Source organism: Streptomyces sp. NPDC091287 (genome assembly GCF_044768525.1).
GTDB lineage: Bacteria > Actinomycetota > Actinomycetes > Streptomycetales > Streptomycetaceae > Streptomyces.
In genome coordinates, this window is record NZ_JBIVUV010000002.1 from 243,183 (window position 1) to 259,618 (window position 16,436).

Genomic DNA, 16,436 nt, shown 5'->3' on the forward strand with positions numbered 1-16,436 from the left:
TCAACCGCGCCGTCAACCGCGCGGCTCGGGGATTCCCGGGAGGGTGACCTGGATGCGGCAGCCCTTCGCGGATTCGGCCACCCCGATCCGACCGCCGTGCAGATCGACCGCCCAACGGGCGATGGCCAGCCCCAGCCCCGTACCGCCGTCGCTTCCCGGACCGTGCGGGGAGGGCGCCTGGCCCCGGTTGAAGCGCTCGAACACCCGGTGGCGCTCCGCCTCCGGGATGCCCGGCCCCTCGTCGACGACCTCCAGCTCCAGCGACTCGGGGCGGTCCCCGCGCCGCGCGAGCACCGTCACCCGGCCGTGCGGCGGGCTGTGCTTGACCGCGTTGTCGATGAGGTTGGCGACCACCTGGTGCAGCCGCTCGGCGTCCGCGTGCGCGGTGAGCTCCGGTGGTGAGACGTCCAGATGCAGGTGGACGTCCGTACGGGAGTGATTGCCCGAACCCGACGACAGACGTCGGTGGGAGGCGGCGAGATTGGCCTCTTTCAGTACGCCCGACAGATAGGGCCAGACCTCGAAACGGCGGGCCTTGAGCGCCACCACCCCGTTGTCCAGCCGCGACAGGTCCAGCAGCGTCTCGACCAGCCGGCCGAGCCGCTCCGTCTGCTGCAGCGCCGTGCGCATCGTCTCCGGATCGGCGGCGGACACCCCGTCCACCACGTTCTCCAGCACGGCTCTCAGCGCCGCGATGGGGGTGCGCAGCTCATGGCTGACATTGGCGACCAGCTCTTTTCGATGCCGGTCCTCCGCCTCCAGATCGTCCGCCATGCGGTTGATCGTCTGCGCCAGGTCCCCCAGCTCGTCCCGCCGCCCGGCGCCGCTCACCCGGCGGGTGTAGTCGCCGTGCGAGATGGACCGGGCCACCGCTCTCATCTCGTCCAGCGGCGCGGTCAGACCGTGCGCCACGAACTGGGTGATCAGCAGCGTGGCGATCACCGAGAACACCGTGATGAAGCGGAACTCCGTACGGGTCCGCAACGCGACGATCAGCAGCCCCGTGGTGATGAACACCGAGACCACGACGAGCGTGCCGAGTTTGGCCTTGATCGAGAAGGGCCGCAGTCCGCACCCTGGCCGCGTCATGGCGCGGGAGTCTCCAGGGCGTAGCCCACGCCGTGCACGGTACGGATCCGCTCCGCGCCGATCTTCCGGCGCAGCGCCTTGATGTGACTGTCGACCGTGCGCGTGCCCGAGGCGTCCGCCCAGTCCCACACCTCGGCCAGCAACTGCTCCCGGGAGAGCACCGCGCGCGGGGTGTTGGCGAGACAGACCAGCAGGTCGAACTCGGTCGGCGTGAGGTGGACGTCCTCGGCGCGGACCCGGACCCGGCGCTGCGCGTGGTCGATCTCCAGCTCACCCAGACGCAGTATTCCGCTCCGCGGGGTGACGGCGGCCAGCGCGGCCCGTTCCACCCGGCGCAGCAGCACGTGCACCCGGGCGGCCAGCTCCCGCATGGAGAACGGCTTGGTCATGTAGTCGTCGGCGCCGACCCCGAGCCCGACCAGCATGTCGGTCTCGTCGTCGCGCGCGGTGAGCATCATCACCGGTACCGGGCGCTGCGCCTGTACGCGGCGGCAGACCTCCAGGCCGTCGAAGCCGGGAAGCATGATGTCGAGCACCATCAGGTCGGGCTGCCAGGCCTCGGCCGCGTCCACGGCCGCGGGGCCGTCCAGCGCGGTCTGGACCAGGAAGCCCTCCGCCCGCAGCCGGGCGGAGATGGCGTCGACGATCGTGGGGTCGTCCTCGACCACCAGCACCCGGCGCTGAGCCCCCGGGGTGGCCGCGACGCCGTTGTGGGTGGTGTGTGTCTGTTCCATCGCCCCGCCCCTGCCCGTTCTCGCGGGAGCCATTCCCCCGGAGGCACGGTTTTCGCTCGTGGATTTCGGTGGGTGATCCCGTGTGCCGGTCAGCAGCGTAAAGGCAGCGGAGGGCTCCCGGCTACGCAGGGTGTTGCCCCGGACGTGCGAGTTCACGCCGACCGGGCGGCCGGATCGTCGGCCTTGTGCCGGTTGACCCGTTCCACCGCCGGTCCGCGCATACCGGGAGGGGGGTTCAGATCGCCCGCAGTGCGAGATGGACCACGTCGGGGACACCTCGGGCAACGGCCACCTCTTCCGTCCTAACCCCGCTGAACCCGGCATTCCGCAACGCCTGTTCGAAGGCCGGCGACGGCTGCGCGGACCAGACGGCGAGCACTCCGCCCGGGGTCAGCCGGTCGTGGCAGTGCGCCAGGCCGGCGGGGGAGTAGAGGCTTCCGTTGTCCTCCGTGACGGTCCAGTCCGGCCCGTTGTCGATGTCCAGACACAGGGCGTCGTAACGCTCCGTGGTGGTACGGAGGTGGGCGACGAGATCCGTGTGGAGGATCCCGGTCCGGGGGTCGGCCAGTGCCGGCCCGGAGATCCGGTCCAGCGGCCCGGCCAGGTGCCAGTCCACGATCGCCAGCTCCCGCTCCACGACCACGATCCGGCCCCAGCGCTCCTCCTCGGCGGCCCGCACCAGCGAGAACCCGACGCCCAGGCCGCCGATCAGCACCGAGGGGCCGGTCCGTCCGGCGGGCAGGGCGGCCAGGGCGGCGTCGATCAGCAGCCGCTCGGAGCGCCCGTCGGAGGTGTCCATCAGGAAGCAGCCGTTGGCGATGATCTCGAAGTGCTCCCCGCGCTCCCGCAGCACGACTTCGCCGAAGGGCCCCTCGCGGCGGTCGAGGACGACGGGGGTGCCGGTGGAACGCGTCGGCATCGGGTCGGGGACGGGCATCGCACGCATCGGGGGCATCGCGGGCATCGTGTGGCTCTCCGGTCTCCGGTCGTAGCGGTCGGTGTCCGTCATCCTGTCCCGCGCCCCGGTCGAAGGCCAGCGAGTTCCCCCCTACCGGAGGGGGGAACAACAGCCCGTCCCGCAGCGCTCCCGTAAGGGCGGTCCCGGGGCCGGAAGGCATCTGATCGCTCAGAGCGAACAAGTGACGGGGAACATTCGGCGGCTCAGGAGCATTGAGTCCACATAGCTCAACTTGCCTGCCGAAGGGGAGATCATGACTAACGAGTCCGGGGCGTTCACACCGATCGACCTGCCCGTGCTGCCGCTCGACGACGAGGTCGTCCTGCCCGGCATGGTGGTGCCGCTCGATCTGTCCGACACCGAGGTGCGCGCCGCCGTCGAGGCCGCGCAGGCCGCCGCCCGTCCCGGCGGCGGCAAGCCCCAGGTGCTGCTGGTCCCGCGGATCGACGGGACGTACACGGGGACCGGTGTCCTCGGCACCGTCGAGCAGGTCGGACGCCTGTCGGACGGCGACCCGGGCGCTCTCATCCGGGCCCGCGACCGGGTCCGCATCGGCGCCGGGACCAGTGGGCCCGGCCGGGCGCTCTGGGTCGAGGGGACCGTGCTCGAAACCGCCGCCCCCGACCCCCTGCCCGGATCCGCCGCCGAGCTGGTCAAGGAGTACAAGGCACTCGCCACCAGCTGGCTGAAGAAGCGCGGCGCCTGGCAGGTCGTGGACCGGGTCCAGCAGATCGACGACCTCTCCGCGCTCGCCGACAACTCCGGATACTCGCCGTTCCTCACCACCGCCCAGAAGGTCCAGCTCCTGGAGACCGTGGACCCGATCGCCCGGCTGAAGCTCGCCATCCAGTGGCTGAGCGAGCACCTCGCCGAGCAGGACGTGGCCGAATCCATCGCCAAGGACGTCCAGGACGGCGTCGACAAGCAGCAGCGCGAATTTCTGCTGCGCCGCCAGCTGGACGCCGTGCGCAAGGAGCTCTCCGAGCTCAACGGCGACCCGGAGGACGAGTCCGACGACTACCGGGCCCGTGTCGAAGCCGCCGACCTCCCCGAGCACGTCCGCGAGGCGGCGCTCAAGGAGGTCGAGAAGCTGGAGCGGTCCAGCGACCAGTCGCCCGAGGGCTCCTGGATCCGCACCTGGCTGGATACCGTCCTCGAACTGCCCTGGACCGAGCGGACCGAGGACGCCTACGACATCCGCGGCGCCCAGGAGATCCTGGACGCCGAGCACGCCGGCCTCGCCGACGTGAAGGAACGCATCACCGAGTACCTCGCGGTGCGCAAGCGCCGTGCCGACCGGGGCCTTGGCGTGGTGGGCGGCCGCCGCGGCGGCGCGGTGCTGGCCCTCGTCGGCCCGCCCGGTGTCGGCAAGACCTCCCTCGGCGAGTCCGTCGCGCACGCCATGGGCCGCAAGTTCGTCCGCGTCGCGCTCGGCGGTGTCCGGGACGAGGCGGAGATCCGCGGCCACCGGCGTACGTACGTGGGCGCGCTCCCCGGCCGTATCGTGCGGGCCATCAAGGAGGCCGGTTCGATGAACCCGGTCGTCCTGCTCGACGAGATCGACAAGGTCGGCTCCGACTTCCGGGGCGACCCGGCCGCCGCCCTCCTCGAAGTCCTCGACCCGGCCCAGAACCACACCTTCCGCGACCACTACCTGGAGGTCGAGCTCGACCTCAGCGACGTCGTCTTCCTCGCCACCGCCAATGTGCTCGACGCCATCCCGGAGGCCCTGCTCGACCGCATGGAGCTGGTCCGCCTCGACGGCTACACCGAGGACGAGAAGGTCGTCATCGCCCGGGACCACCTGCTCCCGCGCCAGCTGGAGCGGGCCGGCCTGGAGAAGGACGAGGTCGCCCTGGAGGAGTCGGCGCTGCGCAAGCTGGCCGGCGAGTACACCCGCGAGGCGGGCGTACGGAATCTGGAGCGGGCGGTGGCCCGGCTGCTCCGCAAGGTCGCGGCCCAGCACGAGCTGGGCGACCGCGAGCTGCCGTTCGCGGTGACCGACGCGGATCTGCGCGGCCTCATCGGCCGGCCGCACCACGTGCCCGAGTCCGCCCAGGACCCGGCCGGGCGCCGCACCGCGGTGCCGGGCGTGGCCACCGGGCTCGCGGTGACCGGGGCGGGCGGTGACGTCCTCTTCGTCGAGGCGTCGCTCGCCGACCCGGAGACCGGGGCCTCCGGACTGACCCTGACCGGTCAGCTCGGGGACGTCATGAAGGAGTCGGCGCAGATCGCGCTGAGCTTCCTGCGGTCGCACGGCGCGGAGCTGGAACTGCCGGTCGCCGACCTCAAGGACCGGGGTGTGCACATCCACTTCCCGGCGGGCGGCATCCCCAAGGACGGCCCGAGCGCGGGCATCACCCTGACGACCGCGCTGGCCTCGCTGCTCTCCGGACGGCTGGTCCGTACGGATGTGGCGATGACCGGTGAGGTGTCGCTGACCGGCCGGGTGCTGCCGATCGGCGGCCTGAAGCAGAAGCTGCTGGCGGCCCACCGGGCGGGCATCACCACCGTGGTGATCCCGCAGCGCAACGAGGCCGACCTGGACGACGTCCCGGCCGAGGTGCTGGAGAAGCTGGACGTCCACCCGGTCACCGATGTCCGCCAGGTCCTGGAGATCGCCCTCGCCCCGGCCTCCGCCCGGGTGGAGGACAGGATCCCGGCCGCGGCCTGACCGCCACGCGGTGACGGGCGCGACGGCAGGTGCGCGACCGGTACGGACGGCCCGCTTCCCGAGTCAACGGGAGGCGGGCCGTTCCGCGTGCCGTACGGGGCCGGTCAGGGGCGGTAGACCGTGCCCGGCTCCGGCACGGCCGGGGCCATCAGCTCGGGGACGGTCACGAAGGTGTAGCCGTCCTTCTGGAGCGCGTCGATGATCCCGGGCACGGCGGGGACGGTGCCCTTGTAGATGTCGTGCAGCAGGATGATGCCGTCCTTGCTCGCCTGGTCCAGGATCCGCTTCTTGATCAGCGCTGAGTCGTTCGTGGAGTAGTCCTTGGCGGTGGCGCTCCACAGGACCTGGGAGAGCCCCAGGTCCTTGCTGATGTCCGAGACCGTGTCGTCGGTGCGGCCCTGCGGCGGGCGCATCAGCCGGGGCTTCTTGCCGGTGATCTTCTCGATGGCCAGCTGCGTCTTCTCCAGCTCGGCGCGTATCTCGTCCGGCTTCTGGTCGGTCAGCACCTTGTGCGTCCAGGTGTGGTTGGCGACCTCGTGGCCCTCGTCCTCGATGCGCTGCACCACGTCGGGGTGGTTGATGACGTGGTGCTTGCCCAGCAGGAAGAAGGTGGCGTGGACCTTCTTCTCCTTGAGGATGTCCAGCAGCCTCGGGGTGTCCTTGCCCGGACCCGCGTCGAAGGTCAGGGCGATGCACTTGGCCTTGCGGCAGTCCACCGGCCCGAACGAGCCCTTGGCGTCGGAGGCCGCCTCCCCGCGCGCCGAGCCCGGCGCCGTGGTGTCCATGGAGCAGCCGCCCAAGGTCAGTGTGAGCGCCGTCACCAGCGCCGCGGTCAACCCCACCTTGGACAACGGCATCTTTCTGGGCACGCCACATCACTCCTCTGCGCGGGAAATCCCGCACAGGTGTGCGGTACGCGGAGGACTATACATAGTGCGTATACATGGAGTGTATAGAGGAGCCCGGACTGCGAAAAGCCCCGGTGACCTGGGGAGCGGTCGCCGGGGCGGTGGAGCGGTCGGTCGGTGCGGGATCAGCCGTTGGCCAGTGCCTGTACGCGGTCGAGGGCGCCGTTGAAGCGGTTGTGGTCGCCGACCGTCGGGCCGGTCGAGGTGTACTGCCACATCGTGTGGAAGCCCCAGCCGGCGGGCAGCTCACCGACGGTCGTGTTGTACCGGGCCACCCACAGTGGGTTGGTGGTGCCGAAGCCCGCGTTGTTGCCGGCGCGGTCCTTCCGCCAGCTGGTCGCGGTGTAGATCGCCGCGTCCCGGCCCGTGCGCGCCCGGTAGGTGTTCGTGAAGTCGCGGATCCAGTTGACCATTGCCGCCTGGCTGAGGCCGTAGAACTGGGCGCCGTACGGATTCCACTCGATGTCGAGCACGCCCGGCAGGGTCTTCCCGTCCCGTGACCAACCGCCCCCGTTGTCCACGAAGTAGTTCGCCTGCGCGGCGCCGCTCGTCGTGTTCGGGGTGGCGAAGTGGTACGCGCCGCGGATCATGCCGATGCCGTACGAGCCGTTGTACTGCTGCGCGAAGAAGGGGTTCTTGTAGTGACGCTACGCACGTAGACCCGGGGCGCGGAAGAGGGCCAGGCTGCCGCCGTTGGTCTACTCCTGCGAAATACTGGCCGAACTGCGGCGTTGACCGGTCGCGGAAGAAGCTTTCATCGGCAGGAAACCGTACGAGGGGTACTGACGTGCGCGGGAACGACAGCGAGCCGGAGCCGGGCGCGACGGACGGAAGTGGTGTGGACCACGAATTTCTGGCACTGGAGCGAGAGTTGGCCGTGTTCCTGCGCCGGGCGCGCGCCACCTCGGGCGATATGGCCCGGGAGGTCCACCCCGAACTGGAGCCCGCCGCCTACGGCCTGCTCGTCCGTCTGGAGGCGGCGGGTCGGCAGCGGGCCACCGAACTGGCCGCCTACTTCGGCGTCGGCAAGGCCACCATGAGCCGCCAGCTGCATTCCCTGGAGAACCTCGGGCTGGTGGCCCGCGAACCCGACCCGGCCGACGGGCGGGCCTGGCTCGTCCATCTCACCGACGACGGCCTGGCCCGCTTCCGCAGCGTCCGGGACGCCCGCCGGGGGCGCTACGTGCGCAAACTGGCCGACTGGGACCGGGCCGAGGTCGCCGAACTGGCCCGGCTCCTGCACCAGCTGAACACCCGCGCCGAGAGCTGAGCCGTCCGCCGTCCGTCGCGCTCAGTCCAGCTCCACCAGGAGCGCGGTGGCGTCGTCGTGCGTCTTGCCGCGCCGCAGCCGTACGCGCCCGGCCGCCACGTCGGCGTTCTCCAGCTCCCGCACCCGGTCGATCAGGCTCTGCGGCCCGGCCTTCCGCAGCAGCCCCATCGTGTCCGTCCAGTCGCCCTCGCCGAACACCTCCGTCCACCGGGTCGCGCCGTCCGTGAGCGCGGCGAGGGCCCGGACGCCGGCCGCCGGGGTGCTGCCCGTCACCGCGCGCGCCGCCACCGACGGATCGGCGGCGGCGGTGAAGAAGCCGCCCTCCTTGTTGCGCACCGTGGAATCGGCGATCTCGTTCGAGGCGAGCGAGCCCGGCGGCAGCCGGTCCAGCCGGTCGTCGAGGACCGCCCGGACCGTGCCGTCGGGGGACTCCAGCAGCAGGGCCGAGTCGGAGAGCACCAGGTGCTCGATCACGCGTTCGTCCCAACGCGCCAGAATTACGGTCGCCTGAGGCGTACGTACGTGAGAAAGGTCACAGGTGACTCGATGCGTGTCGGCTGTACGGGAGATGGCCTCGGCGAGGACCTCGGTCAGGGTCAGGTCGGGGCGGGAACCGGACAGTTCCACCAGCGCGCCGCCCAGCCGTGCGGTGAACCAGGGGACCGAGTGCACACAACCGTCGTCCCCCGGCGGCGGGGTGACGCCGTCGAGCAGGACCAGCACACCGCCCTGGCCGGACGCGGGAAGGGCCCCGGAGGCCCAGTCCTCGTTGGGGCGTTCGGGGCTTCCGGGCGCGGAGGCGAGTTCGATGCGCATACCGCCAGTCTGCACGAGCCCTTCACCTTCTCCGCACGCGACCGGAAATGGCCTGTACCAGCAGGTCAACGCGGGCGCGCGGGGCGGAAGGGGCGGCTCCGGACCGATGCGGGCGGGCATCCTGCCAAAGGCGGAGCGGAAGTTCCACCCCACGGTCCACGCATGGTCAGGGGCGCACCAGGGGAGACTTGTTCGCCAACTCAAGAGTGATGTTCACTCCTTCGAGTGGCGGAGCGGTTGATGCGCGCCCCCCTCTCAAAAGCGCTGGAATGGTCAGAAGCCGTACCAGGAGCGGGGCGCCCTTCCATGTGACCGTGCGTCACCTCTGCTTCAAGGGTGGACGAGTCAAGATTGCGAGCACCGGTGCAGAAGAAGCGGCCGCGGAGCAAGGGCACGACGCGCGACGGTTCCGGGGCGACGCCTCCGGCAGCCGGCGCGGACAAGCGGACCGTGCGGGTGCGCAGCCGACTGGTCGCCGGAGTCGCGGTCGTCGGCGTCATCGTCATAGCGGCGGGCGCCCCCGCCGTGCTCGGGGCCTCCGCCGATCTGACCGAGTCCCAGCGGCTGGTCACCCTCGCCGAGCTGAACCAGCAGGCGGTCACCCTCGGGCACTCCCTCGCCGACGAGCGCGACGTCATCACCGCGTACATCGCCGACGGCCGCGACGAGAAGGATGACGACGGCGCGAAGAACCGCACCGCCCGCACCACCCGCGTCGACCAGCAGATCGACGAGATCCACGAGGCGGCCTCCGCGGCCCTGCGCCGCGACCTCTCGACGGTTCCCTCGCTGCGCCGTGAAGCGCTGACCGGCAAGGGCTCGGCCCTGGAGGCGCACCAGGCGTACTCCGACGTCATCGCCAAGCTGCACGGCATCGCCGCGGAACTGGCGGAGAAGACCCCGCCGCGCGCCGCCGACGCCACCCGGGCCCCGCTCACCCTCGGCGGCGCGTCCGAACAGGCCTCCGCCACCCGCGGACTCCTCCTCGCCGCGCTCGCCGTGCCGAGCCCCGAGCCGACCGCTCAGACGGACCCCTTCACCGGGCTCCCCGTGGCGACCCAGGACGAGGGCGACACCCGGGCCGACCGCGAACGCGACGAGCTGAGCGCCGCCGCCCAGCAGGCCCGCGTCCGGGAGCTGGCCGCGCTGGCCGACTTCGACCAGGCGGCGGACCCGGAGGCCCGCGACAAGCTCTCCGCCACGGTCACCGGATCCGAGGTCAACAACGCGGAGAAGTACCTCACCCGCCTCACCGACCGCCCCGAGCTGTCGGAGGCGGAGCGCAGGATCAGCCCCAAGAAGCTGGAGGCCGCGCTCTCCGCCCGCGTCGACCGGATGCGCAGCGTCGAGTCGGCCCTGACCACCGGCCAGGTCCAGCACCTGGAGGGCCTCCGCGACGACGACGTCACCGCCCTCGAACTGAGCATCGCCCTGCTCGGCGGCTGCTTCCTGCTCGCCGTCGGCGTCTCCACCGCCGTCGCCCGCACCCTCACCCAGCCGCTCGCCGTCCTGCGCATCGGCGCCGCGCGCCTCGCCGAGGACCCCGAGGGCGCCGAACCGGTCCGCTACACCGGCCGCAACGACGAGTTCGCCCAGGTCGTCCGGTCGATGAACTCCCTGCACGGCAGGCTCACCACCCTCCACCAGGACCTCGGCGGACGCGTCGAGAGCCTCACCGGCGAACGGTCCAAGCTGATCGCGGGCCGCGAGACCCTCGTCGCCCAGCGGGCCGAACTCCAGACGCGGGCCACCGAGCTGGCCACCCAGCTGGAGCAGCTGAGGAACACGGTCAACCACACCTTCGTCAACCTCTCCCTGCGCACCCTCGGACTCGTCGAGCGGCAGCTCGGCGTCATCGAGGGCCTGGAGGAGCGCGAGCAGGACCCGGAGCGCCTGGCCACCCTGTTCAAGCTGGACCACATGGCCACGGTCATGCGCCGCCACAGCGAGAACATGCTCGTACTCGCCGGTGCCGAGCACGGCCACGGCCACGCCGGGCCGATCCCGCTGGTCGACGTGGCGCGCGCTGCCGTCAGCGAGATCGAGCGGTACGAGCGGGTCACCATCCAGTCCCTGCCGCCCCACGCCCAGATCGCCGGGTTCGCCGCCGACGACCTCAGCCACCTCCTCGCCGAACTCCTGGAGAACGCGACCTCCTTCTCGCCGCCCGACTCCCATGTCGAGCTGTCCGGCTGGCTGCTGGAGAGCGGCGAGGTGATGCTCTCCGTGTCGGACGCGGGCATCGGCATGTCGACGGTCCGGATGGGCGAACTCAATGCCAGGCTGGCCGACCCGGCCTCGTTCGAGCCGGGGGAGCGGCACATCGACATGACCGGGGCCGGACTCGGCCTCCAGGTCACGTCGTTGCTGGCCGCCCGGCACGGAGTGCGGGTCCAGCTGCGCGAGCAGAAGGGGAGTGGTGTGACGGCCGTCGTCGTTCTGCCGAGCGCCCTGCTGCCCAACTCCCTGCCCGCCTCCTCGCCGCCCGCCGTGCAGCTTCCCGGTGACGCGCCCACGCTCAACCTCCCGGGCTCGGTGGCGGAGGCGAACTCCAACGCCCTGCCCAGCCGTTCACCGCTGCCGTCCTCGGCGTCCGGGCCCGGTACGCCCGCAGAAGCGGAACCGACGCCGGCCACGGAACCGACGCCGGCCACGGAACCGACGCCGGAGCCCGGGGCGGCGTCGGACCCGGAAGCGGAGAGCGCCCCCGAGGCGGTCGCCGAGCCCCTGCCCGCCGTCGACCCGCTGATCGTCGCCGCCGAGCGGACGATCCGCGAGAACGCGGCAGCTGAGGACGCGACGCCCGACGAGGACCCGGAAGCCACCGCCGTACCGCCGCAGGAGCAGGAGCAGGAGCAGGACGCGCGGCAGCCGGTCGCGGAGACCGGGACCGGGACCGAAGCCGGTGGCGGCGCCGAAGACGGGGCCGAAGACGGGGCCGAAGCCGACCCGGACTCCGAGATCACCTTGCAGGTCCGGCTCCCGAAGCCGCCCCCGGCCCCTGCCGACCCGGTGGCCCCCACAGCCCCTGCCGACCCGGTGGCCCCCACGGCTCCGGAGGTCCCGGCGGCAGTGGACACCCCGGCCGTGCCTGGCGCCGCCGACCCGTACGCGATCGGCCCCGACCGCCACGAGCGCCCGGCCGAGACCGGCCCGGGGGACCAGGACCCGGACGGGCCGGCGTTCCGCCCCGCGCCGCACGCCGAAGCGGCCCCGGCCCCCGACGGCACCGTCCCCGGCCCCCGCCGCCCCGAGGCGGCACGGATCACCGACAAGGGGCTGCCGAAGCGCACGCCCAAGGTGGTCCGGCCCGACTCGACCCCCGCCCCCGGGCGTACGGGCAGCCTCGACCGGGACGCCCTTCGCCGTCGGCTGGGCAGCTTCCACCAGGCGGCGAAGGAGGGCCGGCGCGACGTCGAGGCGGAGATCGCCGAGACCGGCGGCATCACCGTCGACGGCCCCGGGGGCGTACCCACCGGGCGTACGGGGCACGAGACCACCACCGCACACGCCACAGGCGCCGCACAGGACACAAGGACCGCACGGACCGCCGAGACCGGTGGCCGGGCGGACGGCCGGCACGAAGAGACGGGGGACACAGTCGAGGAGGCACGCAGTTGACTGCGCCCAGCACATTCGGGCTGAGTACCGAAGCCCGGAACCTTCACTGGTTGCTGAGCAATCTCGTGGAGGAGGTGCCAGGGGTCCACTCGGTCACCGTCGTCTCGTCCGACGGCCTGATGCTGCTCTCCTCCGACCCCGGCCATCTGACCGCGAAGGCGGCCGGACCGGCCGCCGGGAAGTCGGACGGGCCCAGGGGCTCCAGCGCCGACCTGGCCACGATCGTCTCCGGCATCGGTTCGCTGACCGTCGGAGCCGCGAAGCTGATGGACGGCGGCGGCGTCAAACAGACGATGGTCGCCATGGACGAGGGCAGCGTCTTCGTCATGTCGATCAGCGACGGCTCCCTCCTCGGCGTCCACGCCGCCCCGGACTGCGACATGAGCGTCGTCGCCTACCACATGGCCCTCTTCGTCGGCCGGGCCGGACACGTACTCACCCCCGAACTCCGCAGTGAGCTGCGCACATCGATGGAGAGCGCCCTGTGACCACCGCCGCCGCAGAACCCGCCCCCCGGCTCCCCGTCCGCGGGGCGGAGAAACGCCCCGCCCGGGTCCGCCCGTACTCCCTCACCGGCGGTCGCACCCGATTCGGGCACGTCCTGCTGGTCGAGACGTTCGTCGCGGCCCTCGAAGCACCCGACGAGCGCCGCGAACTCACCAACGGCAACCTCGCCTCGCGCGTGATGCCGGAGCTCCGGGCCATCGTCGAACTCTGCCGCCGGATGCGTACGGTCGCGGAGATCTCGGCCCTGTTGAAGATGCCGCTCGGAGTCGTCCGGGTGCTGCTCAGCGACTTGGCCGACCAGGGAAAGATCCGCGTGTACGGAACCGGCCACGGCGCCGGTCAGCCCGACCGCGCACTGCTCGAAAGGGTGCTCAATGGACTCCGCCGTCTCTGAGGCGCCGCTCTTCGCCCCGCGTCAGCCGGGGCCCCGGGAACAGGCCGAGGAGTCCCTCCAGGCCTGGCAGCTCGACCACACCCGCGCGCCCACCGCCACCAAGATCGTGGTGGCGGGCGGATTCGGCGTCGGCAAGACGACGTTCGTCGGCTCGGTCTCCGAGATCACGCCGCTCCAGACCGAAGCGCTGATGACCCAGGCCAGCGAGGAGACCGACGACCTCTCCGCGACGCCCGAGAAGACCACCACCACCGTGGCCATGGACTTCGGCCGGCTCACGCTGGAGGACGACCTCGTCCTGTACGTCTTCGGCACCCCCGGCCAGCAGCGCTTCTGGTTCATGTGGGACGACCTGGTGCGCGGGGCGATCGGCGCGGTCGTCCTCGCCGACACCCGGCGGCTGGAGGACTGCTTCCCCGCGCTCGACTACTTCGAGAGCTGCGGGCTGCCGTACATCGTGGCCGTCAACCACTTCGAGGGGACGCCCGGTTACGAGGCGGAGGACGTCAGGGAGGCCCTGACCATACCCCCGCAGGTCCCGATAGTGATCATGGACGCTCGTAACAGGATCACGGTCGTAGAGTCGCTGCTCGCCCTGGTGGGCCACGCTCTCGACGCCACCCCCGTCTGAGGGCCGTCCCTCGGACCTCCTCGAATCAGAGACAACGGAGAGCCGCGATGCGGAAGATACTCATAGTCGGAGCCGGCCAGTCCGGGCTCCAGCTGGCCCTGGGGCTGCAGTCCAGAGGCTACGAAGTCACCCTGATGTCCAACCGCACCGCCGACGAGATCCGCACCGGCCGGGTCATGTCGACGCAGTGCATGTTCCACACCGCGCTCCAGCACGAGCGGGACTACCAGCTGAACTTCTGGGAGTCCCAGGCCCCGAAGATCGAGGGCCTCGGCGTCTCCGTCGCCGCCCCCGACTCCTCCCGCGCCGTCGACTGGGTCGGCAAGCTCGACGGCTTCGCCCAGTCCGTCGACCAGCGCGTGAAGATGGCCGGCTGGATGGAGACCTTCGCCCAGCGCGGCGGCCAGCTCGTCATCCACGGGGCCGCCGTCTCCGACCTGGACTACTTCTCCCGCACCTACGACCTGGTGATGGTCTCGGCCGGCAAGGGCGAGCTGGTCTCCATGTTCGGCCGGGACGCGGCCCGTTCGCCGTTCGACGCCCCGCAGCGCGCGCTGGCCGTCGCCTACGTCCACGGCATGGGCCCGCGCCCCGAGCACCCGGAGTTCGACGCGGTCCGCTGCAATCTGGTCCCGGGCGTCGGCGAGCTGTTCGTGATGCCGACACTCACCACCTCCGGCCGCGCCGACATCCTCTTCTGGGAGGGCATCCCGGGCGGACCGCTCGACGCCTTCCAGGGCATCAAGGACCCCTCCGAGCACCTGGCGAAGACGCTGGAGCTCATGGAGAAGTTCACGCCCTGGGAGTACGCCCGCGCCACCAAGGTCGAGCTGACCGACGCCAACGGCACCCTCGCCGGCCGCTACGCCCCCACGGTCCGCAAGCCGATCGGGCGGCTGCCCGGCGGCGGCCTGGTCCTCGGCGTCGCGGACGTCGTCGTGGCCAACGACCCGATCACCGGCCAGGGCTCCAACTCGGCCTCCAAGTGCGCGAACGCGTACCTGGACTCGATCGTCGAGCACGGCGGGAAGGAGTTCGACGCGGCGTGGATGCAGTCCACGTTCGACCGTTACTGGGAGACCGCGCAGCACGTCACGAAGTGGACCAACGCGATGCTCGGCGTCCCGCCGGAGCACGTGCTGAACCTGATCGGCGCCGCCGGCCAGCTCCAGCCCGCCGCGGACCGCTTCGCCAACGGGTTCAACGACCCGGCGGACTTCGAGAACTTCTTCTACGAGCCCGAGAAGACGAACGCGTACCTGGCCTCGCTCACCGGCGCCTGAGCGAGCCGCCCACCGCTTCGGCGGCCGGACCCGCACCGCCGGTCCGGCCGCCGAGTCCGTCCGCACCGGTCTACGGGGTGGCGTCCGGCGCCACGTCCGTGCCGTACCCGGTGTCCGCGCCGTCGCGTGCGCCCTCGGGCAGCTCCGGGAGCGTGTACGTGGACAGCGGGGCGCCGCCGGGGTCGGGCCGGACGGCGCCCAGCAGCGGGTTCGACGCGAGCGGCGAGACCTTGACCTCGGTACCGGGGCGGGGCGCCTGCACCACCAGACCGTTGCCGATGTACAGCGCCACGTGGGTCGCCTTCGGGAAGTAGATCACCAGGTCGCCCGGGCGGAGCGCGGAGACCGGCACCTTCGGGAGCCGCTTCCACTGTTCCTGCGAGGTGCGCGGGATCGTCCGCCCCGCTGCCGACCAGGCCTGGGACGTGAGCCCGGAGCAGTCGAAGGAATCGGGGCCCTCGGCCCCCCACACGTACGGCTTGCCGATTTGCCGGACCGCGTACGCGACGGCGTCGCCGCCCTGCCGGGTGGGCGGGCGGGTGGAGCTGAGCGCTCCGGAGGCCACCAGGTCGCGCTGCGCCTCGTCCACGCCCCGCTGTTCGAGACCGGCGAGCTGGGTCATCTGCTCCTCGGAGAGCGTGGCCAGCAGCCCTTCGACCTCCTTCAGCTTCCCGCGCACGGTGTCGCGCTGCTTCTTCTGCCGGTCGGCCAGCTTCTTCTGCTGGTCCAGCGCCTTGCGGGAGGCGGCGGCCAGTGCGTCGGCCCGCCGGGCGTCGCCGGTCAGCCGGTCCACCGTCGCCGCGCGGTTGGCGGCCAGCCGCCCCACGACGTGGGTCTGGTCCAGGGCCCGCAGGGGATCACGGGACAGCAGTAGCCGGAGGTACGCGGAGAACTCGGTACGCCCCTGGTACTGCTCCCGGGCCAGCCGCCCGGCGTCCCCGCGGCTGAGCTCCAGCGCGGCCCGTGCCTTCGCCAGGTCCGCGGTCACCTTCTTCACCTGCGTGGTCCGCTGCTTCAGCTTCTCGGCGGTGGCGTTGTAGGTCTCGCTCGCCTCCTCCGCCGCCTGGTAGCGGGTCTGGAGCTCGCGCAGCAGGGCGGCGACGCTCCTGGGCGCCTCGGGCGCGCCGAGAGCGGTCTCGGCGTCGACCTCCGCCGCGTCGGTTTCGGCGTCGGGGTCCGCCACGTCGGTTTCGGCGTCGACCTCCGCCGCGTCGGTCTCGGCGTCGGGGTCCGCCACGTCGGACTCGTCGGATTCCTCCGCCGGGCCGGACTCGGCGGAGGAATCCAGCGCGTCCGGATCGGCCGTTCCGGAGGCCTCCTCGGACGGTACGGGGCCCGGCTCGGCCGACGCGGTGGTGACGGGGGAGACCGTGAGCGCGGCGGCCAGCGCGGTCGTGCGGACCACGCGCAGGAGTCTGCCTGACACGACATCACCTCCGTGACGGAGACGCAGCCCGGCTTCGGGCTCGTCCATAAATGGGCGAATCCGATCATCCGGTCACGTGGTGTCAGGTGATGCAAGCACCGGACGGCGCGCCGTCCGGGAGACCC

The 16,436-nt window shown here is 71.8% G+C and carries 13 protein-coding genes and 1 pseudogene; 7 read left to right on the forward strand and 7 right to left on the reverse strand.

From position 1 onward, the window contains the following. Window positions 1-12: 12 nt before the first annotated feature. The 3 genes from ACIQRW_RS03920 to ACIQRW_RS03930 form a co-directional block, all read right to left on the reverse strand. Entirely contained in the window at window positions 13-1,089 is a 1,077-nt protein-coding gene (locus tag ACIQRW_RS03920) for an ATP-binding protein (RefSeq protein WP_403753991.1), read from the reverse strand. Further along, window positions 1,086-1,823 (reverse strand): response regulator transcription factor, encoded by a 738-nt coding sequence (locus ACIQRW_RS03925; RefSeq protein WP_003966317.1) that lies wholly within the window; start codon window positions 1,821-1,823, stop codon window positions 1,086-1,088. Before ACIQRW_RS03925 ends, ACIQRW_RS03920 begins: the two co-directional genes overlap by 4 nt. A 235-nt stretch (window positions 1,824-2,058) precedes the next feature. Then, a complete protein-coding gene (locus tag ACIQRW_RS03930) occupies window positions 2,059-2,742 on the reverse strand; it encodes a spermidine synthase (RefSeq protein ID WP_403754420.1) in 684 nt (227 codons plus the stop codon). A 292-nt stretch (window positions 2,743-3,034) separates the two neighbouring features. On the opposite strand from ACIQRW_RS03930, the gene lon reads away from it, so the two are divergent. Next, entirely contained in the window at window positions 3,035-5,455 is a 2,421-nt protein-coding gene (gene lon / locus ACIQRW_RS03935) for an endopeptidase La (RefSeq protein WP_403753994.1), read from the forward strand. Window positions 5,456-5,559: 104 nt separating this feature from the next. Here the strand turns inward: lon and ACIQRW_RS03940 are convergent, their stop codons facing one another. Both ACIQRW_RS03940 and ACIQRW_RS03945 read right to left on the reverse strand, forming a co-directional pair. Further along, the gene (locus ACIQRW_RS03940) at window positions 5,560-6,312 is read right to left on the reverse strand and encodes a polysaccharide deacetylase family protein (protein WP_403754423.1); all 753 of its coding nucleotides are present in this window, start codon (window positions 6,310-6,312) and stop codon (window positions 5,560-5,562) included. A 176-nt stretch (window positions 6,313-6,488) separates the two neighbouring features. Next, window positions 6,489-7,007, reverse strand: a pseudogene (locus ACIQRW_RS03945) (GH25 family lysozyme); the annotation flags it as partial. A 143-nt stretch (window positions 7,008-7,150) separates the two neighbouring features. Between ACIQRW_RS03945 and ACIQRW_RS03950 the strand changes: the two are divergent. After that, window positions 7,151-7,633 carry a MarR family winged helix-turn-helix transcriptional regulator gene (locus tag ACIQRW_RS03950; RefSeq protein WP_403753997.1) on the forward strand — a complete coding sequence of 161 codons (483 nt, stop codon included), beginning with the start codon at window positions 7,151-7,153 and terminating at the stop codon, window positions 7,631-7,633. A 21-nt stretch (window positions 7,634-7,654) separates the two neighbouring features. Here the strand turns inward: ACIQRW_RS03950 and ACIQRW_RS03955 are convergent, their stop codons facing one another. Next, on the reverse strand, window positions 7,655-8,449 hold the full coding sequence (locus tag ACIQRW_RS03955) for a hypothetical protein (RefSeq protein WP_403754000.1): 795 nt from the start codon (window positions 8,447-8,449) through the stop codon (window positions 7,655-7,657). Window positions 8,450-8,812: 363 nt separating this feature from the next. Between ACIQRW_RS03955 and ACIQRW_RS03960 the strand changes: the two genes are divergently transcribed. Genes ACIQRW_RS03960 through ACIQRW_RS03980 form a run of 5 tightly spaced genes read left to right on the forward strand, consistent with a single transcriptional unit; the run spans window position 8,813 to window position 14,885 of the window. Beyond that, on the forward strand, window positions 8,813-12,070 hold the full coding sequence (locus ACIQRW_RS03960; protein ID WP_403754426.1) for a nitrate- and nitrite sensing domain-containing protein: 3,258 nt from the start codon (window positions 8,813-8,815) through the stop codon (window positions 12,068-12,070). Then, window positions 12,067-12,558 carry a roadblock/LC7 domain-containing protein gene (locus ACIQRW_RS03965; protein ID WP_403754002.1) on the forward strand — a complete coding sequence of 164 codons (492 nt, stop codon included), beginning with the start codon at window positions 12,067-12,069 and terminating at the stop codon, window positions 12,556-12,558. The genes ACIQRW_RS03960 and ACIQRW_RS03965 overlap by 4 nt, the downstream gene beginning before the upstream one ends. Next, complete coding sequence (locus tag ACIQRW_RS03970; protein WP_215111274.1) at window positions 12,555-12,971, forward strand: DUF742 domain-containing protein; 417 nt, start codon at window positions 12,555-12,557, stop codon at window positions 12,969-12,971. The genes ACIQRW_RS03965 and ACIQRW_RS03970 overlap by 4 nt, the downstream gene beginning before the upstream one ends. After that, window positions 12,952-13,602 carry a GTP-binding protein gene (locus tag ACIQRW_RS03975; RefSeq protein ID WP_403754005.1) on the forward strand — a complete coding sequence of 217 codons (651 nt, stop codon included), beginning with the start codon at window positions 12,952-12,954 and terminating at the stop codon, window positions 13,600-13,602. The genes ACIQRW_RS03970 and ACIQRW_RS03975 overlap by 20 nt, the downstream gene beginning before the upstream one ends. A 47-nt stretch (window positions 13,603-13,649) precedes the next feature. Continuing rightward, the gene (locus ACIQRW_RS03980) at window positions 13,650-14,885 is read left to right on the forward strand and encodes a styrene monooxygenase/indole monooxygenase family protein (protein ID WP_403754007.1); all 1,236 of its coding nucleotides are present in this window, start codon (window positions 13,650-13,652) and stop codon (window positions 14,883-14,885) included. A 70-nt stretch (window positions 14,886-14,955) separates the two neighbouring features. On the opposite strand, the gene ACIQRW_RS03985 is transcribed toward ACIQRW_RS03980, so the two are convergent. Continuing rightward, window positions 14,956-16,311 carry an NlpC/P60 family protein gene (locus tag ACIQRW_RS03985; RefSeq protein WP_403754010.1) on the reverse strand — a complete coding sequence of 452 codons (1,356 nt, stop codon included), beginning with the start codon at window positions 16,309-16,311 and terminating at the stop codon, window positions 14,956-14,958. Window positions 16,312-16,436: the final 125 nt, after the last annotated feature.

Coding starts and splice junctions, on each gene's coding strand:
- ACIQRW_RS03955 (WP_403754000.1), bottom strand. CDS start 8,449: ATGCGCATCGAACTCGCCTCCGCGCCCGGAAGCCCCGAACGCCCCAAC.
- ACIQRW_RS03980 (WP_403754007.1), top strand. CDS start 13,650: ATGCGGAAGATACTCATAGTCGGAGCCGGCCAGTCCGGGCTCCAGCTG.
- ACIQRW_RS03975 (WP_403754005.1), top strand. CDS start 12,952: ATGGACTCCGCCGTCTCTGAGGCGCCGCTCTTCGCCCCGCGTCAGCCG.
- ACIQRW_RS03930 (WP_403754420.1), bottom strand. CDS start 2,742: ATGCCGACGCGTTCCACCGGCACCCCCGTCGTCCTCGACCGCCGCGAG.
- ACIQRW_RS03920 (WP_403753991.1), bottom strand. CDS start 1,089: ATGACGCGGCCAGGGTGCGGACTGCGGCCCTTCTCGATCAAGGCCAAA.
- ACIQRW_RS03940 (WP_403754423.1), bottom strand. CDS start 6,312: ATGCCGTTGTCCAAGGTGGGGTTGACCGCGGCGCTGGTGACGGCGCTC.
- lon (WP_403753994.1), top strand. CDS start 3,035: ATGACTAACGAGTCCGGGGCGTTCACACCGATCGACCTGCCCGTGCTG.
- ACIQRW_RS03925 (WP_003966317.1), bottom strand. CDS start 1,823: ATGGAACAGACACACACCACCCACAACGGCGTCGCGGCCACCCCGGGG.